26 protein-coding genes are annotated in these 25105 nt (G+C 70.8%); 12 read left to right on the top strand and 14 right to left on the bottom strand.

Translation table 11 applies throughout. The features are described 5' to 3' along the window. From N787_RS09530 to pilG, 4 genes are all read right to left on the bottom strand, one after another. Positions 1–3686, bottom strand: a 3686-nt coding sequence (locus tag N787_RS09530) for a FimL-related protein (protein WP_211252151.1), incomplete at its 3' end; no start/stop codon positions are given. Positions 3687–3765: 79 nt separating this feature from the next. After that, positions 3766–5811 carry a methyl-accepting chemotaxis protein gene (locus N787_RS09525; RefSeq protein WP_034213094.1) on the bottom strand — a complete coding sequence of 682 codons (2046 nt, stop codon included), beginning with the start codon at positions 5809–5811 and terminating at the stop codon, positions 3766–3768. Positions 5812–5867: 56 nt separating this feature from the next. Beyond that, the gene (locus tag N787_RS09520) at positions 5868–6422 is read right to left on the bottom strand and encodes a chemotaxis protein CheW (protein WP_034213092.1); all 555 of its coding nucleotides are present in this window, start codon (positions 6420–6422) and stop codon (positions 5868–5870) included. A 10-nt stretch (positions 6423–6432) separates the two neighbouring features. After that, positions 6433–6822, bottom strand: coding sequence for a twitching motility response regulator PilG (pilG, locus tag N787_RS09515; RefSeq protein ID WP_034213085.1), 390 nt, complete (start codon positions 6820–6822; stop codon positions 6433–6435). Positions 6823–7007: 185 nt separating this feature from the next. On the opposite strand from pilG, the gene gshB reads away from it, so the two are divergent. Together gshB and N787_RS09505 are read left to right on the top strand one after the other, a co-directional pair. Then, positions 7008–7964 (top strand): glutathione synthase, encoded by a 957-nt coding sequence (gene gshB, locus N787_RS09510; protein WP_034213083.1) that lies wholly within the window; start codon positions 7008–7010, stop codon positions 7962–7964. 1 nt (position 7965) lies between these two features. Then, entirely contained in the window at positions 7966–8826 is an 861-nt protein-coding gene (locus N787_RS09505) for an energy transducer TonB (RefSeq protein WP_034213081.1), read from the top strand. On the opposite strand, the gene N787_RS09500 is transcribed toward N787_RS09505, so the two are convergent. From N787_RS09500 to N787_RS09480, 5 genes are all read right to left on the bottom strand, one after another. Continuing rightward, positions 8827–9777 (bottom strand): aspartate carbamoyltransferase catalytic subunit, encoded by a 951-nt coding sequence (locus tag N787_RS09500; protein ID WP_034213080.1) that lies wholly within the window; start codon positions 9775–9777, stop codon positions 8827–8829. After that, entirely contained in the window at positions 9774–10241 is a 468-nt protein-coding gene (gene ruvX / locus N787_RS09495; RefSeq protein ID WP_034213078.1) for a Holliday junction resolvase RuvX, read from the bottom strand. The genes N787_RS09500 and ruvX overlap by 4 nt, the downstream gene beginning before the upstream one ends. Then, positions 10238–10801, bottom strand: coding sequence for a YqgE/AlgH family protein (locus N787_RS09490; protein ID WP_425387865.1), 564 nt, complete (start codon positions 10799–10801; stop codon positions 10238–10240). The genes ruvX and N787_RS09490 overlap by 4 nt, the downstream gene beginning before the upstream one ends. 74 nt (positions 10802–10875) lie before the next feature. Continuing rightward, entirely contained in the window at positions 10876–12006 is a 1131-nt protein-coding gene (locus N787_RS09485; RefSeq protein WP_034213074.1) for a PilT/PilU family type 4a pilus ATPase, read from the bottom strand. An 84-nt stretch (positions 12007–12090) separates the two neighbouring features. Further along, complete coding sequence (locus tag N787_RS09480) at positions 12091–13128, bottom strand: type IV pilus twitching motility protein PilT (RefSeq protein WP_034213072.1); 1038 nt, start codon at positions 13126–13128, stop codon at positions 12091–12093. Between the two features lie 88 nt (positions 13129–13216). Between N787_RS09480 and N787_RS09475 the strand changes: the two genes are divergently transcribed. The 6 genes from N787_RS09475 to N787_RS09450 all read left to right on the top strand — a co-directional run bounded on the left by N787_RS09475 (position 13217) and on the right by N787_RS09450 (position 17642). After that, entirely contained in the window at positions 13217–13900 is a 684-nt protein-coding gene (locus N787_RS09475) for a YggS family pyridoxal phosphate-dependent enzyme (protein WP_034213069.1), read from the top strand. Between the two features lie 22 nt (positions 13901–13922). Further along, positions 13923–14738 (top strand): pyrroline-5-carboxylate reductase, encoded by an 816-nt coding sequence (gene proC / locus N787_RS09470; RefSeq protein WP_034213067.1) that lies wholly within the window; start codon positions 13923–13925, stop codon positions 14736–14738. A 243-nt stretch (positions 14739–14981) separates the two neighbouring features. Continuing rightward, entirely contained in the window at positions 14982–15419 is a 438-nt protein-coding gene (locus tag N787_RS09465; protein ID WP_034213065.1) for a DUF4426 domain-containing protein, read from the top strand. Further along, positions 15416–16099: a histidine phosphatase family protein gene (locus tag N787_RS09460; RefSeq protein ID WP_034213063.1), complete on the top strand. Its 684-nt coding sequence runs from the start codon at positions 15416–15418 to the stop codon at positions 16097–16099. Before N787_RS09465 ends, N787_RS09460 begins: the two co-directional genes overlap by 4 nt. Before the next feature lie 2 nt (positions 16100–16101). After that, a complete protein-coding gene (locus N787_RS09455; protein WP_052575339.1) occupies positions 16102–16602 on the top strand; it encodes a metal-dependent hydrolase in 501 nt (166 codons plus the stop codon). Then, a complete protein-coding gene (locus N787_RS09450) occupies positions 16599–17642 on the top strand; it encodes a phosphotransferase family protein (protein WP_034213061.1) in 1044 nt (347 codons plus the stop codon). Before N787_RS09455 ends, N787_RS09450 begins: the two co-directional genes overlap by 4 nt. Before the next feature lie 115 nt (positions 17643–17757). Here N787_RS09450 and N787_RS09445 read toward each other — a convergent pair whose 3' ends face one another. Genes N787_RS09445 through N787_RS09430 form a run of 4 tightly spaced genes read right to left on the bottom strand, consistent with a single transcriptional unit; the run spans position 17758 to position 20285 of the window. Continuing rightward, positions 17758–18558, bottom strand: coding sequence for a cobalamin-binding protein (locus tag N787_RS09445; protein ID WP_034213059.1), 801 nt, complete (start codon positions 18556–18558; stop codon positions 17758–17760). Next, positions 18555–19148, bottom strand: coding sequence for a pyridoxamine 5'-phosphate oxidase (gene pdxH, locus N787_RS09440; protein WP_034213057.1), 594 nt, complete (start codon positions 19146–19148; stop codon positions 18555–18557). The genes N787_RS09445 and pdxH overlap by 4 nt, the downstream gene beginning before the upstream one ends. 59 nt (positions 19149–19207) lie before the next feature. Continuing rightward, entirely contained in the window at positions 19208–19414 is a 207-nt protein-coding gene (locus N787_RS09435) for a dodecin family protein (RefSeq protein ID WP_034213055.1), read from the bottom strand. 37 nt (positions 19415–19451) lie between these two features. Next, positions 19452–20285: an NAD-dependent epimerase/dehydratase family protein gene (locus N787_RS09430; RefSeq protein ID WP_245593996.1), complete on the bottom strand. Its 834-nt coding sequence runs from the start codon at positions 20283–20285 to the stop codon at positions 19452–19454. An 80-nt stretch (positions 20286–20365) separates the two neighbouring features. Here N787_RS09430 and N787_RS09425 point away from each other — a divergent pair, with 80 nt between their 5' ends. From N787_RS09425 to hemE, 4 genes are all read left to right on the top strand, one after another. Beyond that, on the top strand, positions 20366–20905 hold the full coding sequence (locus tag N787_RS09425) for a shikimate kinase (RefSeq protein ID WP_034213053.1): 540 nt from the start codon (positions 20366–20368) through the stop codon (positions 20903–20905). Then, a complete protein-coding gene (aroB, locus tag N787_RS09420) occupies positions 20905–21981 on the top strand; it encodes a 3-dehydroquinate synthase (protein ID WP_034213051.1) in 1077 nt (358 codons plus the stop codon). The genes N787_RS09425 and aroB overlap by 1 nt, the downstream gene beginning before the upstream one ends. A 103-nt stretch (positions 21982–22084) precedes the next feature. Continuing rightward, on the top strand, positions 22085–22339 hold the full coding sequence (locus tag N787_RS09415; RefSeq protein WP_034213049.1) for a WGR domain-containing protein: 255 nt from the start codon (positions 22085–22087) through the stop codon (positions 22337–22339). 11 nt (positions 22340–22350) lie between these two features. Next, positions 22351–23421 carry a uroporphyrinogen decarboxylase gene (hemE, locus tag N787_RS09410; RefSeq protein WP_425387864.1) on the top strand — a complete coding sequence of 357 codons (1071 nt, stop codon included), beginning with the start codon at positions 22351–22353 and terminating at the stop codon, positions 23419–23421. Here hemE and N787_RS09405 read toward each other — a convergent pair. Continuing rightward, positions 23405–25027: an ATP-binding protein gene (locus N787_RS09405; protein ID WP_052575337.1), complete on the bottom strand. Its 1623-nt coding sequence runs from the start codon at positions 25025–25027 to the stop codon at positions 23405–23407. The genes hemE and N787_RS09405 overlap by 17 nt on opposite strands. Positions 25028–25105: the final 78 nt, after the last annotated feature.

The following is a 25105-nucleotide window of genomic DNA, read 5'->3' as shown; positions in this document are numbered from 1 at the left end:
CCGGCGGGCGACGTCAGAGCCTCAAGCTCCTCGATCGTCATGCCGTAGAAGTCGTCGGCCTGCATGGAAGCGGCGGCTTCGGCGGCGGCGGCTTCGGCGGCAGCGGCTTCGGCGGCAGCGGCTTCGGCAGCAGCGGCTTCGGCAGCAGCGGCTTCGGCAGCAGCGGCTTCGGCAGCAGCGGCTTCGGCAGCAGCAGCTTCGGCAGCAGCAGCTTCGGCGGCAGCAGCTTCGGCCGCAGCGGCTTCAGCGGCAGCGGCAGCGGCTTCGGCAGCGGCTTCGGCAGCGGCGGCTTCGGCAGCGGCGGCTTCGGCAGCAGCAGCTTCAGCGGCAGCGGCCTCGGCAGCCGCGGCTTCAGCCGCCGCAGCTTCCGCGGCGGCGGCAGCCAGCGCGGCTTCGGCGGCAGCGAGCTCTTCGGCGGACGGACCGGCGCTGAAGTCTTCCGTGATGGTGAAGGCGGGGGCCGCGTCGTCGACGCGGGTGTCCTGCAGGAAGGCGTCGAGCGAGATGCGCTCCTGCGGTTCTCCGGCCGCTTCCGCGGTGTCGAAGCTGGGCAGGCCGGACAGGTCCGGGATTTCCATCGGCACCGGGGTCGGCATCACGCCGGTCGGCTCGTCCGGATGCAGCGGGATCGGGGCGTTGGCTTCCGGCAGCGCGTCGCGCAGCGCGGCCGCACGGGCCGCCAGCGGGGCGAAGGACGGCACCACGCCGCCCGGACGCTCCAGCGCGACGATGGCCTCGCGGATGGCGGCGGCCGAATCGCGGACCACCGACACGCCCTCGTCCGAGGGAATGCGCCGGTCGGCGACCGAGCGCTTCATGAAGCCTTCCAGCGGCGCGGTCACGTCGGTGAGCGCGGTGACTTCGGTCATCGCGAAGGCGCCGTTCATGGTGTGCACGGCGCGCAGCAGCGGATCGGTGACGGCCTGCGGGCCCTTGGCCGCGCACGCGGCCAGCCAGGCATCCACGGTCTCGAGGTGGCCGGCGACTTCGGGCTTGAGGATCTCGAACAGCACCGGGTCGATCGCGAAGCCACCGGCCTCGTCGGCCGCGGCCTCCTCCAGCTGCGCGAACACCACGGCCGGCTCCGGCAGCGACGGCTCGGGCTCGGCCACCGGCTCGGGCGCCAGCTCGGCCACCGGGGCCGCTTCCGCGGCGGCAGCCGCGGCCATCGCGGCCTGCGGCGGCTGGTACATCACTTCCTCGCCGGCCGCGACGCGGTCGGCCAGGGCCTGGATGCCCTCCAGGTCGGCATGAACGGTTTCGCCCTGCAGCGCGGCGCGCAGCAGCGGCAGGGTATTGAAGGCGTTTTCGATCAGCGACACCACCGCCGGGCTGGCGGTGCGGGTGCCGTCGAGCACGCGGTTGAGCGTGCTCTCGACCTTCCAGCTGAACTCGCCCAGGCTCTTGGCGCCGACCAGACGGCCGCTGCCCTTGAGCGTGTGGAAGACGCGGCGGATCGGCCGCAGCTGCTCCATGTTGTCGGGCTGCTTGCGCCAGGTCGGCAGCAGCTGCTCGAGGTTGCCGATTTCCTCCTGGAACTCCTCCAGGAAGACCTCGCGGATCTCGTCGTCGATCTCGTCGCTGGTGCCGTCGAAGCCGGGGATGACCGGCAGCGCCGGCGGCGCGAAGCTGGGCGCATGTGCGGCAGGGGCGGCAGGCGCCGCCGCGACCGGCGCGGGCGGCAGGTCCACCGGCAGGTGGAAGGCCGAGGTCAGCTCGACCGGGGCCTCCGGTTCGAATACGGGCGCCACCGGGGCCTCGGCGACCGGCTCCGACACCGCGGGGGCCTCGAAGATCGCTTCGTCAAAGGCCGGCGGATCGAAGATGGCGCCATCGAAGGCGGACACCGGTTCGACGGGCTCGGGCAGGACCTCCGGCTCGGGCTCCGGCGCGGCCGGCGCCACCGGCGCGACCACGGGCGCAGCGGCGCGCGGCGTCTCGACGTAAACCGGCGCGGGCGCCGTGATGGCGTCCTCGGCCGGCAGCGGCCAGTAGCCGAGCGACTCGAGGTTCTGGCGCGCGACTTCCAGGATCTGGTCGCGCTTCGGGCGGCGGTCGCGCAGCGCCTCGAGGTAGTACTCGAGGCTGGCGAGCGCGTCGGCCAGGCGGTCCATCTGCTGGCCGTTGGGCACGCGGTGGCGGCGCAGCAGCTCGTTCTCGGTGAAGCGGCGGACGGCGGCGAGGTATTGCGGCGCTTCTTCCAGCTCGAGGATGCGCAGCGCACCCGCGACTTCCTCGACCAGGCGCGGCACGTCGGCCAGCTGGGCGTGGTCCCAATGGGTTTCGACGAAGGCGACGAAGCACTGGCGCGCCTGCGCGAAGTTGGCGATGGCTTCCTTGACCAGCACCTCGAGCACCTTTCGGGCCTCGGTGTTGGGCAGCAGGGCGTCGTCGGCGGGCGCGTCGGCGCCATCGTCTGCCTCGCCAAGGCGGGCGACCTGGTCGTCCAGCGAGGCTTCGACGTAGAGCAGCGCACCGGCGATGTCGAGCAGGCTCGACTCGTCGGCGATGCGCTCGCCGCTGACCAGCCGGTGGATGGCATTGCGCTGGTCCTGCACGACCCGGCGCGGGACGCCGAGGCCGAGCATGCCGAGCGTGTCGGCGACGCGGTCGAGCGCTTCCACCTGGTCGCTCAGGCCGACGGCCGCGGCCTCCGGCGTGCGCAGGTGCAGGTCGAGCGCATCCTTGACGCGCAGCAGGTCTTCCTTGATCGCCACGGCGACGGTGGACAGCAGCGCGCGGTTGCGGCCGCTGAGGCTGCCGCGGGCGTGCGCGAGCTCGGATTCGCTGGGCAGGTACTCGCCCAGGCCGAACACCTGGCGGATCTCGCCGATGCGGCCGGCGTCGGTGGGCGCATGCGCCACGAAGTAAAGCAGCTGGCGGGTCAGCTCCAGCGGCGGATCGGAGCGGAAGGCGGCGTCGCCGCCCTCGGCCAGGCGCTTGATCTCGCGCTCGACCTTGGCCAGCGCCTGCTTGAGCGGGTTGCTGGCCTCGAAGGACTTCTTGGCCAGCGCGTCGAGCGTGCCGGCGGCGACCCAGAACAGGCGGCGCGCATGCTCGGAATCGGTGATCGGAACGAGCTGCTCGCAGACGTCGGTGAGGTCGCGGATGGTGGCCTGGCTGTTGTCGTCCTTCAGCCAGCGCAGCAGCGCGCCCTGGAACAGGTTGCGCATGCCCTCGGCGCGACGCTTGAGCTCTTCCGGCGCCAGCGGCTGGGCCGGGCCGGCCGCGGTGGGCGGCAGCGGGCGCGACAGGTCGGGCGAGAACAGCACGGACTCGGACAGCCCCTTCTCGCCGCGCGGTTCGCGCAGGTCGTTGAGCAGGGGCAGCAAGACGATGGGGATGTCGCGGTGGCCGCTCTGCAGGCGCTCGAGGTAATCGGGCAGCTGCACGATGCCGCGCATCAGCGCGGCGTAGCCGGTTTCACGCTCGGCGACGCGCCCCTCGACCAGCGCCTTGGCCAGCTGCTCCATTTCCTCGGCGACCATGGCGGCGCCGTACAGCTCGACCATGCGCAGCGTGCCCTGCACCTGGTGCAGGTAGTTGGCGCAGGCCTTGAGCTGGCCCGGGTCCTCGCCTTCCTCGACGTAGGCCTCCAGCGCCTGGCGGGCCTGGCGCAGGGTCTCGTCGAGCTCGGGCTTGACCCAGGTGAGCGTGGTGAAATCGTTGCTTTCGTGCAGCCTCATGCCGAGGTCCTGTCAAGGTAGGGGCGCCGGGAGGAGCGCCCGTACCGGGGTGAGTCCAGGGGCAAGCCGGGGCCGGGCATCAGCCCGGCAGCTTGAAGTCGGCGACCGAGCGACGGAGGTCGGCAGCGAGCTGCGCGAGGTTTCCGATCGACTCCGCCGTCTGGCTCGCGCCCTGCGACGTCTGGGTGGTGATCTCCTGAATCACGGACATGGTGGCCGTGATGTTGGTCGCCGCGGTGGACTGCTGGCGGGCCGCCTGGGAGATGTTCTGGATGAGGTCCGCGAGGTCGTTCGACACCTTTTCGATCTCGCCCAGCGCGAGGCCGGCGTCCTCGGCCAGTCGGGCACCGGCCACCACTTCCGCGGTGGTCTGTTCCATCGAGCTGACGGCTTCGTTGGTGTCGGACTGAATGGTCTGGACCAGGGCCTCGATTCGCTTCGTCGCGTTCGAGGCGCGCTCCGCGAGTCGCTGCACTTCGTCGGCCACGACCGCGAAGCCGCGGCCCGCTTCACCGGCGGAGGCCGCCTGGATGGCGGCGTTCAGCGCCAGGATGTTCGTCTGTTCCGAGATGTCGTTGATCAGTTCAACGATGGAACCAATTTCCTGCGAGCTTTCGCCCAGGCGCTTGATTCGCTTCGAGGTCTCCTGGATCTGGTCACGGATGTTGTCCATGCCCTGGATCGTCTGGCGCACCACTTCGGCGCCCTTCGCGGCGATCTGCACGGAGCGCTGCGCCACGTCGGCCGATTCGGCGGAGTTCTTCGACACCTCGTCGATGGACGACGCCATCTCGTTGATCTGCGCCGAGGCGCTGGTGATCTGCTGCGCCTGGTGTTCGGCGGCCTCGGCGAGGTGCATCGCGGTGGCCTGGGTTTCCTGGGCCGCGGCGGCGACCTGCACGGCCGTTTCGTTAATGGTGGACACCAGGGATCGCAGCGCTTCGACCGCGAAGTTGATGGAGTCGGCGATCGCGCCGGTGATGTCCTCGGTGACCGTCGCCTTGACCGTCAGGTCGCCTTCGGCGAGCGAACCCATTTCGTCCAGCAGGCGCAGAATCGCCTCCTGGTTACGCTGGTTGAGCTCCTGGGTGGTGCCGAGGCGGCGGCGCTGGTCGCGGAAGATGGTGAACAGCAGGCCGACGATGCCGAGGCCGGCGCCGATGGCGCCGCCGATGGCGAAGTAGTTGTTCGGGAAGACGCGCTGGTAGTTGATGGCGTCGAAGCTGGCGAACAGCGCCTGGCTGTTCTCGAGCAGGACGTTGGAATCCTCGGAGATCTGGGTCGCGGCGCCCTGCACTTCGGCCAGGTCGGCGGCGGCTTCCAGGATCACGTCGAGGTCGGCCTGCGCCTCGGCGTAGAGGTCGGACGCGGCCTGCAGGTTGGCGATGCCGGCGGCGCTGGTGATGCGGTTGTAGCCCGCCTCCTCGTTGCCGTCGCGGAAGCCTTCGAGCACCGAGGCGAACACGCCGGCGTCGCGCGAGAGCGCGTCGGCCGCCGAGACCGCGTTCTCGCCGCCCGCGACGATTTCCGTCACGCGGCGCGACATGCGGTCGGCCAGCACGAGCTGGCGGTTGGCGATGGAGATCTGCGAGGCCGGGGCGTTGGCGTCGGAGAGCGATCGCACCACTTCGTCGAGCTGGAAGGCCAGTCGCGGCACGCGGGCGGTGAACTGGGCGGCCGTGTCGGCGAGGTTGAGCACTTCCTCCTCGCTCTGGGTGATGCGGTCGGCGGCCTCGGCCATCGGGGTCCAGGTCTCGGTCACCTTCTCGAGCGCGCTGCTGACGCCGATCGCGTTCGGGTCACCCTCGTAGCCGGGCACGTTCTCGGTCTCGCTGCCGGTGCGCAGGGCCGCCACGATCGAGTCGATGCGGGCCTTGGTGGCCTTGAACTCGGTGAAGGCGTCGGCGTTGCCGTCGACGGCTTCCTGGGTGTACTTCGCGAGCTGCTGCGAAAGCACCTGGAGGTCCGCCGTGAGGCCTCGCGCGTTGTTTTCCTGGTTGTTGAGGTAGGACGCGTAGATGAAGTTCGCGCCGAACACCAACAGCGAAACGATCAGGATGAACGCCCAGAAGCCCAGGCCGAAATTGGTTAGCTTGTCGGTGAACGAGCGCGAGTTAGTGCTCATGACTGGACCTCAACCCCTGTAAAAAAACAAAAATGAGTGGAACCTTGGACGGCTACTTATGCGGTGGCCTGGCGGAATTCGGGGGTGCGCGTGAGCAGCGACATGTTGAACACACCCCAGGTCTGGTCGGCCAGCCGGTAGGCCTGGCCGACGAAGTGGCCGTAACGGCCGTCGTTCTCGCCGGACATCTCGGTCCGGTGCGAATCGTTGAAAGTGCGCTGGCCGAACAGCTCGTCGATGATCACCGCGACGTTGCCGCCGGACTGGCGCACGACCAGGCAGCGCTGGCCCTCGTGCACGACGGTGCGGTCGCCCTCGAGGAACTGCTTGAGGTCGACCACCGGCAGCAGGCTGCCGCGGACGTTGGCGACGCCGAGCATCCAGGCGTGGGCGCCCGGCACGGGCGTGACGGGCGGCAGCGGCAGGATCTCGACCACTTCGTCGAACGAGGACACCAGGCGACGCTGGCCCAGGCGGAAACCGACGCCGCGCCAGTGGCCCGGCGCCTCGATCATCTCCGGACGGCCGGCGACGTGGGCGAGCGAGCGCTCTTCGTAGTCGAGCAGGATGTCGAAGGGCGTGGCGGCCTGCGGGGACGGGGACTTGGCCATGGCGCGCGCCTCAGCCCGCCGGGACGTACTTGCGGATGGCGGAGAGCAGCTCATCGCGCGTGAAGGGCTTCGTGAGGTACTGCTCGGAGCCGACGATGCGGCCGCGGGCCTTGTCGAACAGGCCGTCCTTGGAGGACAGCATGATGACCGGCGTCTGCTTGAACATCTGGTTGTTCTTGATCAGCGAGCACGTCTGGTAGCCATCCAGCCGCGGCATCATGATGTCGACGAACACGATCTGCGGCTGGTGGTCGGCGATCTTGGCCAGCGCCTCGAAACCGTCCGTGGCCGTGACCACGTCGCAACCCTCCTTCTTGAGGAGGGTTTCGGCGGTACGGCGGATCGTCTTCGAGTCGTCGATGACCATGACCCGCAAGCCGGCCAGGTGGTTGTCTTCCATCTCACTCCCCATTGCGATGCTGTCCCTGGCAGTGCGCAGGCCCTTGCCGGGCTTGCACATTATTAGCTTATATCCCAGCCGAACCGGAATGTGTCAAGCACGACACGGTTCCCGTGTGACCGACCTCACCATCCCCGGGAGGCCCTGCTAGTCTAGGGCTCCGCGAGGATGGAGATGCAGCGCCGATGGCACTGGACGTGGCCGTGGTGATGGATCCGATCGGCCGTATCAAGATCGGGAAGGATACTAGCTTTGCGATGATGCTCGAGGCCCGGCGCCGCGGGCACCGCCTGCACTACGTCGCGCCCGGCGGCCTGTCGCTGGACGGCGAGCGGGCCATGGCCCGGATGGCGGAGGCCGAGGTCCGGGACGATCCGGCCGACTGGTACACGCTGGGCCCGGTGCAGCGCCGCCCGCTGGCCGAAATGGACGTGGTGCTGGTCCGGACCGACCCCCCGTTCGACGCCAACTACCTCTACGACACCCATATCCTGGGCCTGGCCCAGGACCAGGGCGTGCTGGTGGTCAACGACCCCCGCGGCCTGCGCGACCTGAACGAGAAGCTGGGCGCCCTGCTCTTCCCCCAGTGCTGCCCGCCGACCCGGGTCTCCCGGGATGCGGCCGAGCTGCGGGCCTTCGTGGCCGAGCACGGCGAGGCGGTGCTCAAGCCGCTGGACGGCATGGGCGGCCGCTCGATCTTCCGGGTCCGGACCGGCGACCCGAACCTGAACGTGATCCTGGAAACCCTGACCGACAACGGCCGGAACCTGGCCCTGGCCCAGCGCTACCTCCCGGAAATCAAGGACGGCGACAAGCGCATCCTGCTGGTGGATGGCGAGCCGGTGCCCTACTGCCTGGCCCGCATCCCGCAGGGCAACGAGTTCCGGGGCAACCTGGCCGCCGGCGGCCGCGGCGAAGGCCGCCCGCTGTCGGACCGCGACCGCTGGATCGCGGCCCAGGTCGGCCCCGAGCTCAAGCGCCGGGGCATGCTGTTCGTGGGCCTGGACGTGATCGGCGACTACCTCACCGAGGTCAACGTCACCAGCCCGACCTGCGTGCGCGAGCTCGACGCCCAGTTCGGGCTGAACATCGCCGGCCAGCTGTTCGACGCCATCGAGGCCCGCCGGGCCGGTCGCGGCTGAGATGGCGGCACCCGTCATCGGTCCGGCCGAGCGGCTCAGCGCCACCCTGGCGCTGAGCCTGGTCGCGTTCGGGGTGCTGATCCTGGGCGTGGGCTTCGCCCGCGACTCGGCCGCGCCGATCACCCCGACCCTGGACGTGATCCTGACCGAGACCCGCAGCGACGCCGCGCCCGAGGACGCCGACTTCATCGCCCAGGCCAACAACCAGGGCGGCGGCGACAGCGACGCCGCCGAGCGCCCGCGCGAAGAGCAGCTGGCCCCGGTGCCCAAGCCCGAGCCCGGCCTGGCCCCGGAAACCCTGGTGGCCCAGGCCCCGCCGCCCGAACCCGAGCCGACGCCGCGCCTCCTCAGCACCACGGCGCAAAGCGAATTCGCCCTGCCCCCGCCCAAGGACCAGCGCGAGACCGAGCCCAACCAGCTGGCCCCGGGCCGCGAGCTGGTCGAGCAGAGCCTCGAGATGGCCCGCCTGGCCGCCGAGATCGAGCGCCGGCAGGAGCTGCGCGCCAAGCGCCCCAAGCGCAAGTTCGTCTCGGCCAGCACCAAGGAATACGAATACGCCAGCTACCTGCGCGCCTGGGTGGTGAAGGTCGAGCGCATGGGCAACCTCAACTACCCCGACGAAGCCCGCCGGCGTGGCCTGGGCGGCCGGCTGGTGATGACGGTGGCGGTGCGCCGCGACGGCAGCATCGAGGAGATCCTGCTCAACCGGAGTTCGGGCCTGGGCGTGCTCGACCAGGCCGCGATGCGCATCGTGCGCCTGTCCGAACCCTTCCCGCCGCTGCCGCGCACCGACGAGAACATCGACGTGCTGCACATCACCCGCACCTGGCAGTTCCGCAACGGCAGCGTCGAAAGCGAGTGATCAGCTGAGCAGGGCGTCGATCACGGCCATGCGCACCGGCAGGCCGTTGGCCACCTGCGCCAGCACCCGCGACTGCGGGCCGTCGGCCACGGCGCCGTCGATCTCGATGCCGCGGTTCATCGGGCCGGGATGCATCACGATGGCATCGGGCGCGGCCAGCGCCAGCCGGCGCGGGTCCAGGCCGTAGTCGCGGAAGTAATCCTCGAGCGAGGCGACCAGGCCCTGCTCCATGCGCTCGCGCTGCAGGCGCAGCATGATCGCCACGTCCACGCCGCGCACCGCCTCGTCGAAACCGGCGATGACGCGGCAGCCGCGCAACGTGTCTGCATCCGGCAGCAGGTTGGCCGGGCCGCAGACGCGGATCTCGCCGCAGCCCAGCGCGCGCAGCGCGTGCAGGTCGGAGCGGGCCACGCGCGAGTGCAGCAGGTCGCCGGCCACCAGCACCTTCAGCGCGGACAGGTCGGCGCCTTTGTGCTGGCGCAGGGTCAGCATGTCCAGCAGGCCCTGGGTGGGATGCGCGGCGCGGCCGTCGCCTGCGTTGATGACGTGGGTGCCGGGGTTGGCGCCGGCCGCCAGTTCCGCCACCGCGCCGTCGCTGGCGTGGCGGATCACGAACACGTCCACGCCCATCGCCTCGATGGTCTTGAGCGTGTCGAGCGCGCTCTCGCCCTTCTTGGTGGACGAGGTGGCGACGTCGAAGTTCAGCACGTCCATGCCCAGCCGCGTGGCCGCCAGCTGGAAGCTGCTGCGGGTGCGGGTGCTGGCCTCGAAGAACAGCGTGCAGAGCGTGCGCCCGGCGTGGCGGCCGCGCAGCGCGGTGCCGGAGTGCGCGTGCGGCAGCATCTGCTCGGCGCGCTCGAGCAGGCCGTTGACCTGGCCCGCGTCGAGGCCGTCGAGGGTCAGCAGGTGGTCGAGGCGGCCGTCGGCGGCGAACTGCGGGGGATGGCTCATGGGCGCGGGGGTCCGGGGTCGAGGGGAATGCGGGTGTCGGGATTGGCCAGCCAGCGTTCGAGGATCACGACCGCGGCCACGGCGTCGAGCTGGTCGGCCTGCGAGCGCTTGCGGGCGCCGGCGGCGCGGCCGGCGGCGAAGCGCTGGGCGGCTTCGATCGAACTGCGGCCTTCGTCCACCTGCTGCACGGGCAGCGCGTAGCGGCGCGCCAGCTCGCGGGCGAAGCCGCGGGCGCGCTGGCGCGCGGGCTGGTCGCCGCCATCGGCGGGCACCGGGTCGCCGACCACCAGGGCGTCCGGACGCCAGTCGCGCATCCAGCGGTCCAGGCGCGGCCAGTCGGGGCCACTGGCGTGCACGTCGAGCACGCCCACTTCGCGGGCGCTGCCCGAGACGGTATTGCCGACGGCGACGCCGATGCGCTTGGACCCGACGTCGAAGCCCAGCAGGGTGACCGGATCGCTCATGCGTGGCCCGAGTAATCAGTCAGCGTGGACAGGTCGACGCCCAGCTGCCGCGCGGCGGCCCGCCAGCGATCTTCCAGCGGGGTGTCGAAGACGATGCCGCGGTCCACGGGCACGGTGAGCCAGCTGTTCTGGGCGAGTTCGTCCTCGAGCTGGCCGGGCTCCCAGCCGGCGTAACCCAGCGCCACCAGCACCCGCGCCGGGCCATCGCCGCGCGACAGGGCCTCGAGGATGTCGCGCGAGGTGGTGACCGACAGGCCGGGCGCGACGTGGAGGGTGGAATTCCATTCGCTGTCGTCGCCGTGCAGCACGAAGCCGCGCTCGGGATGCACCGGCCCGCCGGCGACGATGGCGCGGCCGGCCAGGGCGGGGTTCTGGGTGCCGAGCCTGAGGTGGTCGAGCAGTTCGCCGACGGTGTAGTCGGCCAGACGGTTGATCACGATGCCCATCGCACCGCCCGCGTCGTGCTGGCAGACGAGCGTCACCGAGCGCTGGAAGTTCGGATCCTCCAGCGCGGGCATCGCCACGAGGAAGTGATCGGCCAGGGACGGGGGAGTCTGCATGCCCCGCATTCTACCGCCGGGAAAAAGAAAACGCCGGGCAAGCCCGGCGTCTTCGGCGCAACCCCATGCCAGGGTTACTTGACCTCGGACAGCTCCACGCCGTCCAGGCCCTGGCTCAGCGTGCGGGCGTCGCCGCCCTGGGCCAGCTTGATCTTCAGGCGCACCTCGTTGGCCGAGTCGGCGAAGCGCAGCGCGTCCTCGTAGGAGATCTCACCGGCCTGGTAGAGCTCGAACAGCGCCTGGTCGAAGGTCTTCATGCCCAGGTTGGTGGACTCCTTCATGACGTCCTTGATCTTGTGGATCTCGCCGTCGCGGATGTAGTCCTGCACCAGCGGCGTGCCGAGCAGGATTTCCATCGCCACGCGGCGCGCCTTGCCGTCCGGCGTGGGGATGAGCTGCTGCGCGACCACGCCCTTGAGGTTCATCGAAAGATCCATCAGCAGCTGGCTGCGGCGGTCTTCCGGGAAGAAGTTGATGATGCGGTCCATCGCCTGGTTGGCGTTGTTGGCGTGCAGCGTGCACAGCACCAGGTGGCCGGTTTCGGCGAAGGCGATCGCGTGGTCCATGCCCTCGCGGGTACGCACCTCGCCGATCATGATCACGTCGGGCGCCTGGCGCAGCGTGTTCTTCAGCGCCGCCTCCCAGCTGTCGGTGTCGATGCCGACCTCGCGCTGGGTGATGATGCAGCCCTCGTGCTTGTGCACGAACTCGATCGGGTCCTCGATGGTGATGATGTGGCCCGAGGAGTTCATGTTGCGGTAGCCGATCATGGCCGCCAGCGAGGTGGACTTACCCGTGCCGGTGGCGCCGACGAACAGGATGATGCCGCGCTTGGTCATGGCCAGGGTCTTGATGACCGCGGGCAGGTTCAGCTCTTCCACCGTCGGGATGCGGGTCTCGATGCGGCGCAGCACCATGCCGACCTGGTTGCGCTGGTAGAAGCAGGACACGCGGAAGCGGCCGACGCCGGAGACGCCGATCGCGAAGTTGCATTCGTGGGTCTTTTCGAACTCCTCGCGCTGCGAGGGGTTCATGACGTTGAGCACCAGGTCGCGCGACTGCTGCGGGGTCAGCGGGTTCTGGGTGATCGGCGACAGCTTGCCGTTGACCTTCATCGACGGCGGCACGCCGGCCGTGATGAACAGGTCCGAGGCCTTCTTGTGCGCCATCAGCTTCAGGAAGGAGGTGAAGTCGATGCTGCTCATGCGTGCTCCTGTTCTGCCACCGTGGCCTTGGCCCGGTGGCGGTGCTCATGTGGCGTCCTGCCAGCCCCCCGACCGGCAGCGGCGTCAGTCGAAAAGCTTCTTTTCCTTGGCGTATTCCTTGGCCTGCAGCTTGGTCACCAGGCCCCGCTTGACCATGTCCTGCAGGCACTGGTCGAGCGTCTGCATGCCGTACTGCTGGCCGGTCTGGATGGCCGAGTACATCTGCGCGACCTTGTCCTCGCGGATCAGGTTGCGGATGGCCGGGGTGGCGATCATGATCTCGTGCGCCGCGACGCGGCCGCCGCCGACCTTCTTGAGCAGCGACTGCGAGATGACCGCGCGCAGCGACTCGGACAGCATCGAGCGCACCATCGGCTTCTCGCCGGCCGGGAACACGTCGATGATGCGGTCGATGGTCTTGGCCGCCGACGAGGTGTGCAGGGTGGCGAACACGAGGTGGCCGGTTTCCGCGGCGGTCAGCGCCAGGCGGATGGTCTCCAGGTCGCGCATCTCGCCGACCAGGATGTAGTCGGGATCTTCGCGCAGCGCCGAGCGCAGGGCCTCGTTGAAGCCGTGGGTATCGCGGTGCACCTCGCGCTGGTTGACCAGGCACTTCTGCGAGGTGTGCACGAACTCGATCGGGTCCTCGACGGTGAGGATGTGGCCGAATTCGTTCTTGTTCACGCTGTCGACCATGGCCGCCAGGGTGGTGGACTTGCCCGAGCCGGTCGGGCCGGTCACCAGCACGAGGCCCTGGGCCTGGTTGCACAGTTCCGCGAAGATCTTGGGCGCGGAGAGTTCCTCGAGGGTGAGGATCTGGCTGGGAATGGTCCGGAACACGGCGCCGGCGCCGCGGTTCTGGTTGAAGGCATTGACGCGGAAGCGCGCCAGGCCCGGGATTTCGAAGGAGAAGTCGACCTCGAGGAATTCCTCGTAGTCGCGGCGCTGCTTGTCCGACATGATGTCGTACACCAGCGCGTGGACCTGCTTGTGGTCGAGCGCGGGGATGTTGATGCGGCGGACGTCGCCGTCGACGCGGATCATGGGCGGCAGGCCGGCCGACAGATGGAGGTCGGAGGCCTTGTTCTTGACCGAGAATGCCAGCAGTTCAGCGATGTCCATTACTAATGTCCCCTTGGCGCATCAAACGGATAGGCGACCGCGCGTCCCCGGGGCAGTATAGCCCTATCCACGAAGGTGAATACCCCCCATGGAATCGGTGCACCCGACTCTTCACGACGTCCTGCAAACCATTGAAAACGCGGCCGTGCTGGCAGGGCGGCCACGCCAGGTCGGGCTGCTGGCCGTGTCCAAGACCCGGCCGGCGTCGGCGGTGCGGGAACTGGCCGCGGCCGGCCAGCGCGCCTTCGGCGAGAACTACGTGCAGGAAGGCGCCGGCAAGGCCCGCGAGCTGGCCGACCTCGGGCTGGAGTGGCACCTGATCGGCCACCTGCAGTCGAACAAATGCCGCGAGGCCGCCGAGGCCTTCGACTGGGTGCAGTCGGTGGACCGCGTGAAGCTGGTGGCGGCGCTGGACCAGGCCCGGCCCGCGGACCGCCCGCCCCTGAACGTGCTGATCCAGGTGAACGTGGACGGCGAGGCCGGCAAGTCCGGCTGCCGCCCGGACGAGGTGATGCCGCTGGCCGAGGCGGTGGCCGCCGCGCCGCGCCTGCGGCTGCGCGGGCTGATGGCCATCCCCGAGCCGCACCCGGACCCCGGCCATCGCCGCGCCAGCTTCCGCCGGCTGCAGGAACTCCAGGCCGCCCTCGCCGCCCGCTTCCCCGGCATCGACACCCTGTCGATGGGCATGAGCGATGATTTCCCGCTGGCGATCGCCGAAGGCGCCACCCTCGTGCGCATCGGCACCGCCCTGTTCGGCCCGCGCGGCCAGTAATCCTTTCCGTGGATCCCCAAGCATGACCCCACACGCGATCGCATTCATCGGCGGCGGCAACATGGCCCGCAGCCTCATCGGCGGCCTGATCAGGACCGGCCGCGCGCCGGAGTCGCTCCGGGTCGCCGAGCCCGTGGCAGCACTGCGCGAGGCATTGGCAGCCGACTTCGGCGTGCGCGTGCGCGAGGCCGGGCCGGAGGCCGCGGACGGCGCCGGCACCTGGGTGCTGGCCGTGAAGCCGCAGGTGATGCGCGAGGTCTGCGAAGGCCTGGCCACGCTCGCGCAAATCCACCGACCGCTGGTCGTTTCGATCGCCGCCGGCATTCCCACCGCGCGGATCGACCAGTGGCTGGGCGGCGGCCAGGCCGTGGTGCGGGCGATGCCGAACACGCCGGCGCTGCTCGGCGCCGGCGCCACCGGCCTGTTCGCCAATGCCGCCGTCGGTGGCGGCCAGCGTGAAGAAGCCGAGACCCTGATGCAGGCCGCCGGCCTCACCGCATGGATCCCCGACGAAGCGCTGATGGACGCCGTCACCGCCGTATCCGGCAGCGGCCCGGCTTACGTCTTCCTGCTGGCCGAAGCCATGCAGGCGGCGGGCGAAGCGCAGGGCCTCGCCCCCGACACCGCCCGCACGCTCGTGCTGCAAACGCTGCTCGGCGCCGCCCGCATGCTCAGCGAATCCGGCGAGCCCGCCGCCGTCCTGCGCCAGCGCGTCACCTCCCCCGGCGGCACCACCCAGGCCGCGATCGAGTCCTTCGAAGCCAACGGCTTCCGCGACCTGGTCTCGCAGGCCATCGCCGCCGCCACCCGCCGCGGGCGGGAGTTGTCGGGCGGGTGAAGATCGGTTTTGACGCGGATTGACGCGGATGAACGCGGATAGAGCGAAGGCGGAAGGTTGATCTTCGCGGGCTGTCTTGGATGGCGAAGATCCATTCCAACGGCTTTTGCCCTATCCGCGTTCATCCGCGTCAATCCGCGTCAAAAATCCCCAGAGACGTCCACGTGAAGGCCGATCCGATCAGACATGGACGAGGACGGTGGCGGGCGCGATGATGGGGGCCCACCCGGAGGAGGACTGGCCATGCGCCCGATGACTGCCGTGATCGCCCTGTTCGCGCTGCTGGCCGCCGCGCCTGCGCTGGCCGAGAATTCCCTGCGCGCCGGCGACATCACCGTGCACTTCAACGCGCTGCCCACCACCACCCTCACGCCTGAAGTGGCGCGGGCGAACGGCATCACCCGTTCCGCCAACCGCGCGCTGGTGAACATCGCGGTGCGCCAGGGCGAACCCGGCGCCGACCGCGCCGTGACGGCCAAGGTCACCGTGTCCGCCACCAACCTCGCCGGCCAGCGCGTCGAGCTGCGCATGCGCGAAGTGCGCGAGGGCGACGCCATCTACTACCTGGGCGAAGCGCGCACCTCGGGCCAGGAAACGCTCACCTTCGACCTCTCGGTGACGCCGGAAGGCGCCGAACGCCCGATCCGCACCGTGTTCCGCCAGGAGTTCTTCGGCCAGTGAGCCTGCTGCTGGTTCGACACGGGCAGGCCAGCTACGGCGCCGCCGACTACGACAAACTCTCCGAGCGCGGTCATGTGCAGGCCCGGCGCCTGGGCGAGTGGCTGGCGCGCGGCGGCCATCGCTTCGAGGCCGTGGTGGTGGGCGGCATGCGCCGGCACCGCGAAACCGCCGACGGCGTGATCGAGGCCTTCGCCGCGCAGGGCCTGGCCCTGCCCGAGCCCGTCGCAGACCCCGGCTTCGCCGAGTTCGACCACGAGGCGGTGTTCAGCACCTGGCTGCGCCAGAACGCCGACCACCCGGTCGCCATCGCCAGCCGCAGCGGCCTGCCGCGCGACGTCGGCGCGATGCTGCAGGCCGCGCTTCTGGCCTGGGCCAACGACGAACTGCCGGACCTGCCCGAGAGCTGGGCCACGTTCGGCGCGCGCGTGCACGCGGCCGGCGAACGGCTGGAGGCCTTGGGCGGCGGCGGCGAAGTGCTGGTGCTCAGCTCCGGCGGCGTCATCTCGCGGCTGGCGCAGATCGCGCTGGACGTGCCCAACCACCGCGCGGTCGAACTCAACCTGGCGCTGCGCAACAGCGCGCTCAGCGAATTCCACCCGCATGCCGGCCGCCTGCGCCTGGGCAGCTGGAACGCGCTGCCGCACCTGCACGGCGCGCGCGATCTCTGGACGTATTACTGAGCATGCCCTTCACGCCCCTCCACCTCGGGCCGGGCCTGGTGTTCAAGGCGATCGGGGGCCGGCACTTCAGCTTCATGGTGTTCGGCGGCGCGCAGGTGTTGATGGACCTCGAGCCGCTGCTGGGCATGATTTACGTCTGGCCGTCGCTGCACGGCACCACGCACAACCTGTTGGGCGCGCTGCTCATCGGCACCCTGGCCGGCGCGATCGGCCGGCCCATCAGCGAGCGCGTGCTGCGCGGGCTCCGCATCGCGCACGCACCGTTCACCTGGACGGCCTCGTTCGTGGCGGCCTACGTGGGCACCTTTTCGCACGTCGCGATCGACGCCCTGATGCACGCCGACATGTCGCCGCTGTGGCCGCTGCGCGACGGCAACGCCTGGCTGGGCGCCGTGTCGCTCGAACACCTGCACCTGGCCTGCGTGGGCGCCGCGCTGCTGGGCGGCGCGGTGCTCGGCCTGCGCGCCCTCCTCGCCCGATCAAGAAAAGAACCCACCGGATGACCGACACCGCACCCCAGGTTTCCAAGGACGCGATGGCCCTGCCCGAAGCCGCGCTGGCCGACTACCTGCAGGCGCAGGTGCCCGGCTTCCGCGGCCCGCTCACGGCCACCAAGTTCAAGGGCGGCCAGTCGAACCCGACCTACCGCCTCGACGCCGCCAGCGGCACCTACGTGCTGCGCCGCAAGCCGCCCGGCGTGCTGCTGCCCTCCGCGCATGCGGTGGACCGCGAATTCCGCGTGCTGCAGGCGCTGCACGGCGGCCCCGCGCCGGTGGCGCGGCCGCTGCACCTGTGCACCGATGAGTCGGTGGTCGGCTCGATGTTTTACCTGATGGACTTCGTCGACGGCCGCATCTTCTGGGACCCGTCGCTGCCCGACGCCACGCCCGCCGAACGCGCCGCGATCTACGGCGGCATCATCGACGCGATGGCCGCGCTGCATACGATCGATCCGTCGGCGGTGGGCCTGGCCGACTTCGGCAAGCCCGGCAACTATTTCGAACGCCAGCTGCGGCGCTGGACCGAGCAGTACCGCGCCAGCGAAACCCAGCCGATCCCCGCCATGGACGCGCTGATCGCCGCCCTGCCCGCCCGCTGCCCCGCCGACGACGGCAGCGTGGCGCTGGTGCACGGCGACTTCCGCATCGACAACCTGATGTTCGACCCGGCGCAGCCGAAGGTGATCGCGATCGTCGACTGGGAACTGTCGACGCTGGGCCACCCGCTCGCCGACCTCGGCTATTTCTGCATGGCGCTGCGCCTGCCGCGCAACCCGGCCCTGCCCGGCCTGGCCGGCCTGGACCGCGCGGCCTTGGGCATCCCCGACGAGGCGGCGCTGCTGGCGCGCTATTCCGAACTCACCGGCCGCGCGATCCCCGCCGACTGGCCCTTCGTCCTGGCCTTCAGTTTCTTCCGCCTCGCCGCCATCGCCCAGGGCGTCGCCAAACGCGCCCAACAGGGCAACGCCTCCAGCGACCAGGCCACCCAGGCCGGCCGCATGACCGCGATGCTGGCGCAACTCGGCGTCGAAGCACTGGGTTAGAGCGCTTTTGCCACTGATGAACACAGATGAACACGGATATAGCGAAAAGAGGGCTTGATTCAATTCCTTTCGGCTTTATCCGTTTTCATCTGTGTTCATCTGTGTTCATCAGTGGCTAAACGCTCTTTGATGCCCACTCCCGGATGACGGCCGCGATGGCGCGGACGCCGTCGGTGAGGGCGGCGGGGCCGGGCTGGAGGATCAGGGGGGATTTGATTTCGTGGAGGTCGCCGGTGCGGACGGCGGGTACGTTTTCCCAGCCCGGGCGCGACGCGACCTTGGTGGGCTGGAATTTCTTGCCGCACCAGGAGCCGAAGACGATGTCGGGCGAGCGCGCGATGATCTCGTCGTCGTTGGCGAGGATGCGGTGCTTGGCCAGCGACTGCGCCGCCAGCTCGGGGAAGATGTCGTCGCCGCCGGCGACCCGCACCAGTTCGGCCACCCACTGGATGCCGCTGATGCGCGGCTCGTCCCATTCCTCGAAATAGACCTTGGGCCGCCGCGGCAGCGTCGCGGCTTCCGCGGCGACGGCGTCCAGGCCACGCCGCAATTCATCCGCGTACGCGTCGGCCTTGTCCGCCACGCCCACCAGCGCGCCGAGGCGGCGCACGTAGTCGAGGATGCCGTCCACGCTGCGGTGGTTGCTGATCCAGACCTCCACGCCGCGGCGCACCAGCTCGGCGGCGATATCGGCCTGGATGTCGGAGAAACCGACCACGAAGGCGGGTTCGAGCTTGAGGATTTCGTCGATCCTGGCCGACGTGAAGGCGCTGACTTTCGGCTTTTCCTTCCGCGCCCGCGCCGGCCGCACCGTGAAGCCGGAAATCCCGACGATGCGGTCCTGCTCGCCCAGGGCGTACAGGACTTCGGTGGGTTCCTCGGTGAGGCAGACGATGCGGCGCGGGCCGTGGCTCACGGGAACAGCATCCGCTTGCGCCACTGGCCGTCCACGCGCTCGTAGTGGTGGCGCTCGTGCAGGCGGTACTTCGCGCCGTACCAGAACTCGAGGCGCTCCGGCACCACGCGGAAACCGGACCAGTGAGGCGGGCGCGGCACGTCCACGCCTTCGAACTTCTTCTCGAAGGCATCGATGCGCGCCTCGAACAGCTCGCGCGACGACAGCGTCTGCGACTGCAGCGAAGCCCAGGCGCCGATCTGGCTCGGCCGCGGCCGCGAGGCGAAGTAGGCGTCGGCCTCGGCCAGGTCCACCGGCTCCACCGTGCCCTCGATCTTCACCTGCACCTGCTCGCGCAGCTGCTTCCACAGGAACAGCAGCGCCGCCTGCGGATTGGCCGCCAGCTGCTGGCCCTTGCGGCTGTCGTAGTTGGTGTAGAACACGAAGCCGCGGGCGTCGAAGGCCTTCAGCAGCACCGTGCGCGCCGACGGCCGCCCGTGTGCGTCGCAGGTGGCGACGGTCATCGCGGTCGGTTCCGGGTCGCCCCCGGCGGTGGCCTCCGCCAGCAGGGTGGCGAAGGTGTCCAGGGCTTCGGCGTACAGGTCGGTCATGCGGGGATCCTCGTTTGCGCCATTGTCGCTCCGAAGGCGCCCCGCATGCACCCCGCGCCTCAGGTGACGATGAAGCTCACCCGCATGTTCACGCGCCACTCGGCGACGCTGCCGTCCTCGTTGCAGACGACCTTGATGTCGTTGACCCAGGCGCCCTGGATGTTCTTCACGCTCTTGCCGACCTTCTTCAGGCCGGACTGCACGGCATCCTCGATGCCTTTCTTGGACGAGGAGGACACTTCGATCACCTTGGTGACGGTAGCCATGACGCGCTCCTTTCCTGCCCGGGAGTGGGCCAAAGGACTATACGCCCGTCCCCGCCAGCAGGCTGGAATAGCCGGAACGGTAGTCCGGGAAGGCCGGCGTCCAGCCGGTGGCGCGCAGCCGGGCGTTGGCGACCCGGCGGCCCGTGGCCGGGCCCGCGTCCGCGTCCGGGTCCGCGCCGGCCGCGGCCAGTGGCGGCAGTCCCTGGCGGGCGCGCAGCCAGGCCAGCACCTCGTGCTCCAGGGCGGGCAGGTCGTCGTTGGCCAGCAGCAGGGGCGGCGGCGCGTCGAGGTCGAGCAGGTGCGAGATCGCCGAGGCCGCGTCGTCGGCGTGGATGCGGTTGGTCCAGCGCCGGGCACCGGGCTGCTCGCCGCGGGCCTTGCGCAGCAGGGCGCCGCGGCCGGGGCCGTAGATGCCGGAGCAGCGCAGCGCGGTGGCCAGCGGCCGCGCGGCCAGGACCTGCTCCGCCGCCAGCAGTGCCTGGCCGTTGAATGCCGGCGGGCGCGCAGGCGTGGCCTCATCCACCCACTCGCCGGCGTCTTCGGCGTAAACGGCGGTGGACGAAACGAACACGACGCGTACCGGATCGCAGGCGTCGATGGCGCGGCGGAGGCCGTCGACGTACAGCGCGCGGTAAGCGGCCTCGTCGCGAACATCCGGCGCGGCGCAGAACACCAGCGCGGCCACCCGCCGTGGCAGCGCCGCCAGGCCGTCGCCGCGGGACAGGTCGGCGCGCAGCCAGCGCAGGCCGGCGATCGGCTCGCCTTCGCCGCGGCGCAGGCCGATGACCTCGTCGCCGCGCCCCAGCCGGAGCCGCGCGAGGCGCAGTCCGACATCGCCCGCGCCAGCGACCACCACGGTCCCCGCGCTCACGCCGTTTCCCCGTTCGCCGCGTCGATCGCGCGCGTGTCGCCAGACGATGCCTTCATGCCGGGATGCTAGCATCGCGTCCCATGAATCCCGCCCCCAACCTCGTCCTGATCGGCCCGATGGGCGCCGGCAAGACCTCGATCGGCAAGCGCCTGGCGGCGCGGCTCGGGCTGGCCTTCGTCGACTGCGACCACCGCCTCGAGGAAGTCACCGGCGCCGCGGTGCCGCTGATCTTCGAGTGCGAGGGCGAGGCCGGCTTCCGCGCCCGCGAGACGGCGCTGATCGCCGAGCTGATGCGCGGGCGCGGCCAGCTGATCGCCACCGGCGGCGGCGCCGTGCTGGCCGAGGCCAACCGCAAGCAGCTGGCCGGGCGCGGCTTCGTGGTGCACCTGCAGGTCAGCGTGGCGCAGCAGATCGAGCGCCTGGGCCGCGACCGCAGCCGCCCGCTGCTGGCGGTGGGCGACAAGCGCGCCAAGCTTGAATCGCTGGCGGTCGAGCGCGGCCCGATCTACCGCGACCTGGCCGACCTGGCCTTCGACGCCGACGGCCTGACCGTCGCCATCGCCGCCGAACGCCTCGGCGCCCTGCTCGAACAGCGCTGGCAGCGCACGGAAGCCGCCTGATGACCCTGCACGAACTCGAGGTCGAACTCGGCCCGCGCCGCTACCCCATCCGCATCGGCCGCGGCCTGCTCGACCAGCCGGAGGCGCTGGCCGCCCTGGTCACCGGCCGGCACGCGCTGGTGGTCACCGATGGCAACGTCGCCCCGCACTACCTCGCGCGCGTGCAGGCTGCGCTCGCGGGCAAGACCCTGCAGGCGCTGGTGCTGCCGCCCGGCGAGCAGGAAAAAACCCTCGCCCGCTTCACCGAGGTGATGGCCGCGCTGGCGGCGATGGGCGCCAGCCGCGACGCCACCGTGGTGGCGCTGGGCGGGGGCGTGGTCGGCGACCTCGCCGGCTTCGCGGCCGCCTGCTGGATGCGCGGCGTGCGCTTCGTGCAGCTGCCCACCACCCTGCTGGCCATGGTCGACTCCTCGGTCGGCGGCAAGACCGCGGTCGACCTGCCGCAGGGCAAGAACCTGGTCGGCGCCTTCCACCAGCCGGCGGCCGTGCTGGCCGACACCGCCACCCTCGACACCCTGCGCGAGCGCGAGTTCAGCGCCGGCCTGGCCGAGGTGGTGAAGTACGGCGCCATCGCCGACGCCGAATTCTTCGCCTGGCTCGAGGACAACGCCGAGGCGCTGATGGCGCGCAACCCCGACGCCCTGGCGCACGCGATCGCCACCAGCTGCCGTCACAAGGCCGGCATCGTCGCCCGCGACGAAACCGAGCAGGGCGAGCGCATGCTGCTCAATTTCGGCCACACCTTCGGCCACGCCATCGAAACCGAACAGGGCTACGGCGGCCTGCTGCACGGGGAAGCAGTCGCCGTCGGCATGGTGCTGGCGGCGCGGCTCTCGGCCGACCTCGGCCGCGCGCCCTGGTCCGACACCGCGCGGCTGGCGGCGCTGCTCGAGCGCTTCGACCTGCCGGTGGCCCTGCCCGCCGGGCTCTCGGGCGAGGCGCTGCTGGGCCGCATGAAGCTGGACAAGAAGGCCGTCTCCGGCCGCATCCGCCTGATCCTCTGGGCCGGCCTGGGCCGGGCCGAGGTCGTCCCCGATGTCCCCGAGTCCGAGATCCTCCCCATCCTCGAAGCCTGACCCGACTCCCTGTAGGAGGGCCTTCAGGCCCGAAGCTTTTGGCCGAGAGGCTTCGGGCCTGAAGGCCCTCCTACAGGGGGTCTGCGGTTAGAATGGCGGCCTTATGCGCCTATTGATGCAGCAAAAGCCCTCTGCCGGCGAAGCGCCGAAGTACGTCCAGCTGATGCTCCAGCAGGACCTGCTCGGCGGCTGGACGCTGCTGCGCGAGACCGGCCAGATCGGCGGCAAGGCCTCGCTCAAGCGCGAACAGTACCTCGAGCGCGGCGCCGCCCTGGCCGCCTTCGAGAAAGCCCGCGATGCCCAGGTCCGCAAGGGCTTCCTGGTGATGTTCGCCCAAGGCGCCGACGCGCCCCGTTGACTGGACCTGCCGTGACCCTGAAGAACGACCGCTTCCTGCGCGCCCTGCGGCGCGAACCCGTGGACTGCACGCCGGTGTGGCTGATGCGCCAGGCCGGCCGCTACCTGCCGGAGTACCGCGCCACCCGGGCCCAGGCCGGCAGCTTCATGGGCCTGGCCACGAACCCCGAGCTCGCCTGCGAAGTGACGCTGCAGCCGCTGCGCCGCTACGCGCTCGACGCCGCCATCCTGTTCTCCGACATCCTCACCGTGCCCGACGCGATGGGCCTGGGCCTTTACTTCGCCGACGGCGAGGGCCCGAAGTTCGAGCGCCCCGTGCGCACGCCGGCCGACATCGCCAGGCTGGCCGTGCCCGACATGGGCAGTTCGCTGCGCTACGTGATGGACGCGGTCAGCCTGATCCGCCGCGAGCTCGACGGCGCGGTGCCGCTGATCGGCTTCTCCGGCAGCCCGTGGACCCTGGCCTGCTACATGGTGGAAGGCGGCGGCAGCAAGGACTTCGCGCGCATCAAATCCATGGCGCTGAACGAGCCGGCCGCGCTGCACCGCCTGCTGGAAGTCACCACCGATGCGGTCATCGCCTACCTCGCCGCGCAGCGCGCGGCGGGCGCGCAGGCGCTGCAGGTGTTCGACACCTGGGGCGGCGTGCTGGCGCCGCACGTGTACCGCGAATTCTCGCTGCGCTACCTGCAGCGCATCGCCGCCGAGCTGCCGCGCGGCGACGGCGCCGACCGCACGCCGCTGATCCTGTTCGGCAAGGGCAACGCGCCCTACCTCGAAGACCTGGCCGCCACCGGCAGCGAGGGCGTCGGCGTGGACTGGACGGTGTCGCTGGGCGAAGCCCGCCGCCGCACCGGCGGTCGCGTCGCGCTGCAGGGCAACCTCGACCCGGCGACGCTGTACGCGTCGCCCGAGGGCATCCGCACCGAAGTGAAGCGGGCACTCGACGACTACGCCTCGGCCAACGGCGGCTCGCGCAACGGCCACGTCTTCAACCTCGGCCACGGCATGTCGCCCGACATGAACCCGGAGCACGTGCGCGTGCTGGTCGACGCCGTCCACGAGTTCAGCCGCGAGGGCTGAGCCTCGCGGACTCCAGCGCGGCAATCGCCACTGCCAGCAGCTCGCCCGTCACCGGCTTGCGCAGGAAGCCGTCCATGCCCGCGGCGCGCGCCTCGGGCTCGGCCTGCGGGTCGGCGCGGGCGGTGAGCGCGAGCAGCGGCAGGGTTTCGCCGCGGGCGCGCAGCAGCCGCGCCAGCTGCAGGCCGTCGATGCCCGGCAGGTCGAGATCAAGCACGGCGAGGTCGTAGCTCGCGGTGGCCAGCTCGGCCAGTGCGGCGAGGCCGTGCGGGACGTGCCGCACGCGATGTCCCTGCTGCTCCAGCAGCGCCGCAACCACCTCGGCCACGACCGCATTGTCCTCGACCAGCAGCAGGCGCCGCACCGCCGTGCCGCGCGTCCCCGGGCGCACGTCGGGTTCGGGCGCGGGCACCGCCGGCAGCGGCAGGCTGACCTGGAAGCGCGCGCCCTGCCCCGGCGAGCTCTGCACCGAGATGCCGCCGCCCATCGCCACGGCCAGCTCGCGGCAGATCGCCAGGCCCAGCCCGCTGCCGCCACTGCCGCTGCTGCCGCCCTGGCCCGACGCACCCTGCTCGAAGCGCCGGAACAGGCGCGCCTGCTGTTCGGCGTCCAGACCCGGCCCGCTGTCGTGCACCGACAGCACGAGACCCTCGGGCTCGCCCGGCGCGACCTGCAGGCTGACTTCGCCGGCATCGCAGAACTTGATGGCGTTGTGGCCGAGGTTGAACAGTATTTGCCGCAGGCGCGTGGCGTCGCCCGACAGCGCCTCCGGCAGCGAAGGCGCGCAGGCCAGCCGGAAGCGCAGGCCCTTGGCCTCGGCCAGCGGGCGCAGCAGGTCGGCCACTTCATCGAGCAGCGGGCGCAGCCGGAACGGCGCCACCACCAGTTCCAGCCGCCCGGCCTCGATGCGCGCGAGGTCGAGCGCATCGTTCACCAGGCGCAGCAAGTGCTGGCCCGCGCGCTGGATCGCTTCGACCTGCCCGCGCTGGCGCGCGTCGAGCGCACTGCCCTGCAGCAGCTCGGCCATGCCCAGCACGCCGGTCATCGGCGTGCGGATCTCGTGGCCCAGCGTGGCGAGGAAGCGGCTCTTGGCCTCGGAATGCTGCTCGGCCAGCTGCTGCCGCGCACGCGTCATGCGCCAGGCCTCGCGCCGGCGATGGCGGGCGCGCAGCTCGCGGCTAAGCAGCGCCGCCAGCACCAACGCCAGCAGGCCGAACATCGCCAGCGCGTACTGACCCTGCCACCACGGTGGCTCGACCCACACGGCCACGCGCGGCAGTTCGCGCCAGTCGCCATCGGCTCCGGCCCAGGCGATGCGCAGCTGGTAGCTGCCGGGCTCGATCCGCCGGAACAGGCGCTCGCCCAGCGGCTCGGGCTCCATCCAGCCGGGGTCGTGGCCTTCGAGCTGGAAGCGGATGCGCCGCGGCTCCGGCGCCGTGCCGGACCCCGGGCCGACGACGACCCGCAGCGCGTCGTCGCCGGGCACCAGCCTGAGCAGGCGCGCATCGGCAGGTAGCGACAGCACCTCGCCGGCGCGCACGCGCTGCAGCGACAGCACCTGCGGCCCGGGCGCGGCGAACGCCGGCAGCGCCGCGAGTGCGAGCAGCAACAGCGCGCGCCGCCACCATCGGCGGCACGCGCCGTGCGCAACATTGGGTTCCGGGGCCATGCACCCTCCATTCACCGG

Origin of the sequence: Arenimonas metalli CF5-1, from assembly GCF_000747155.1 — a bacterium.
Lineage (GTDB): Bacteria > Pseudomonadota > Gammaproteobacteria > Xanthomonadales > Xanthomonadaceae > Arenimonas > Arenimonas metalli.
Note: the sequence above shows the minus strand (reverse complement) of the source record. Positions and strands in the feature narration are given on the sequence as shown.

Bases quoted from the DNA above. Each gene is read 5' to 3' on its own strand.
- N787_RS09525 (WP_034213094.1), bottom strand. From the start codon at position 5,811: ATGAGCACTAACTCGCGCTCGTTCACCGACAAGCTAACCAATTTCGGC.
- N787_RS09520 (WP_034213092.1), bottom strand. From the start codon at position 6,422: ATGGCCAAGTCCCCGTCCCCGCAGGCCGCCACGCCCTTCGACATCCTG.
- pilG (WP_034213085.1), bottom strand. From the start codon at position 6,822: ATGGAAGACAACCACCTGGCCGGCTTGCGGGTCATGGTCATCGACGAC.
- gshB (WP_034213083.1), top strand. From the start codon at position 7,008: ATGGCACTGGACGTGGCCGTGGTGATGGATCCGATCGGCCGTATCAAG.
- N787_RS09505 (WP_034213081.1), top strand. From the start codon at position 7,966: ATGGCGGCACCCGTCATCGGTCCGGCCGAGCGGCTCAGCGCCACCCTG.
- N787_RS09500 (WP_034213080.1), bottom strand. From the start codon at position 9,777: ATGAGCCATCCCCCGCAGTTCGCCGCCGACGGCCGCCTCGACCACCTG.
- ruvX (WP_034213078.1), bottom strand. From the start codon at position 10,241: ATGAGCGATCCGGTCACCCTGCTGGGCTTCGACGTCGGGTCCAAGCGC.
- N787_RS09490 (WP_425387865.1), bottom strand. From the start codon at position 10,801: ATGCAGACTCCCCCGTCCCTGGCCGATCACTTCCTCGTGGCGATGCCC.
- N787_RS09485 (WP_034213074.1), bottom strand. From the start codon at position 12,006: ATGAGCAGCATCGACTTCACCTCCTTCCTGAAGCTGATGGCGCACAAG.
- N787_RS09480 (WP_034213072.1), bottom strand. From the start codon at position 13,128: ATGGACATCGCTGAACTGCTGGCATTCTCGGTCAAGAACAAGGCCTCC.
- N787_RS09475 (WP_034213069.1), top strand. From the start codon at position 13,217: ATGGAATCGGTGCACCCGACTCTTCACGACGTCCTGCAAACCATTGAA.
- proC (WP_034213067.1), top strand. From the start codon at position 13,923: ATGACCCCACACGCGATCGCATTCATCGGCGGCGGCAACATGGCCCGC.
- N787_RS09465 (WP_034213065.1), top strand. From the start codon at position 14,982: ATGCGCCCGATGACTGCCGTGATCGCCCTGTTCGCGCTGCTGGCCGCC.
- N787_RS09455 (WP_052575339.1), top strand. From the start codon at position 16,102: ATGCCCTTCACGCCCCTCCACCTCGGGCCGGGCCTGGTGTTCAAGGCG.
- N787_RS09450 (WP_034213061.1), top strand. From the start codon at position 16,599: ATGACCGACACCGCACCCCAGGTTTCCAAGGACGCGATGGCCCTGCCC.
- pdxH (WP_034213057.1), bottom strand. From the start codon at position 19,148: ATGACCGACCTGTACGCCGAAGCCCTGGACACCTTCGCCACCCTGCTG.
- N787_RS09435 (WP_034213055.1), bottom strand. From the start codon at position 19,414: ATGGCTACCGTCACCAAGGTGATCGAAGTGTCCTCCTCGTCCAAGAAA.
- N787_RS09425 (WP_034213053.1), top strand. From the start codon at position 20,366: ATGAATCCCGCCCCCAACCTCGTCCTGATCGGCCCGATGGGCGCCGGC.
- aroB (WP_034213051.1), top strand. From the start codon at position 20,905: ATGACCCTGCACGAACTCGAGGTCGAACTCGGCCCGCGCCGCTACCCC.
- N787_RS09415 (WP_034213049.1), top strand. From the start codon at position 22,085: ATGCGCCTATTGATGCAGCAAAAGCCCTCTGCCGGCGAAGCGCCGAAG.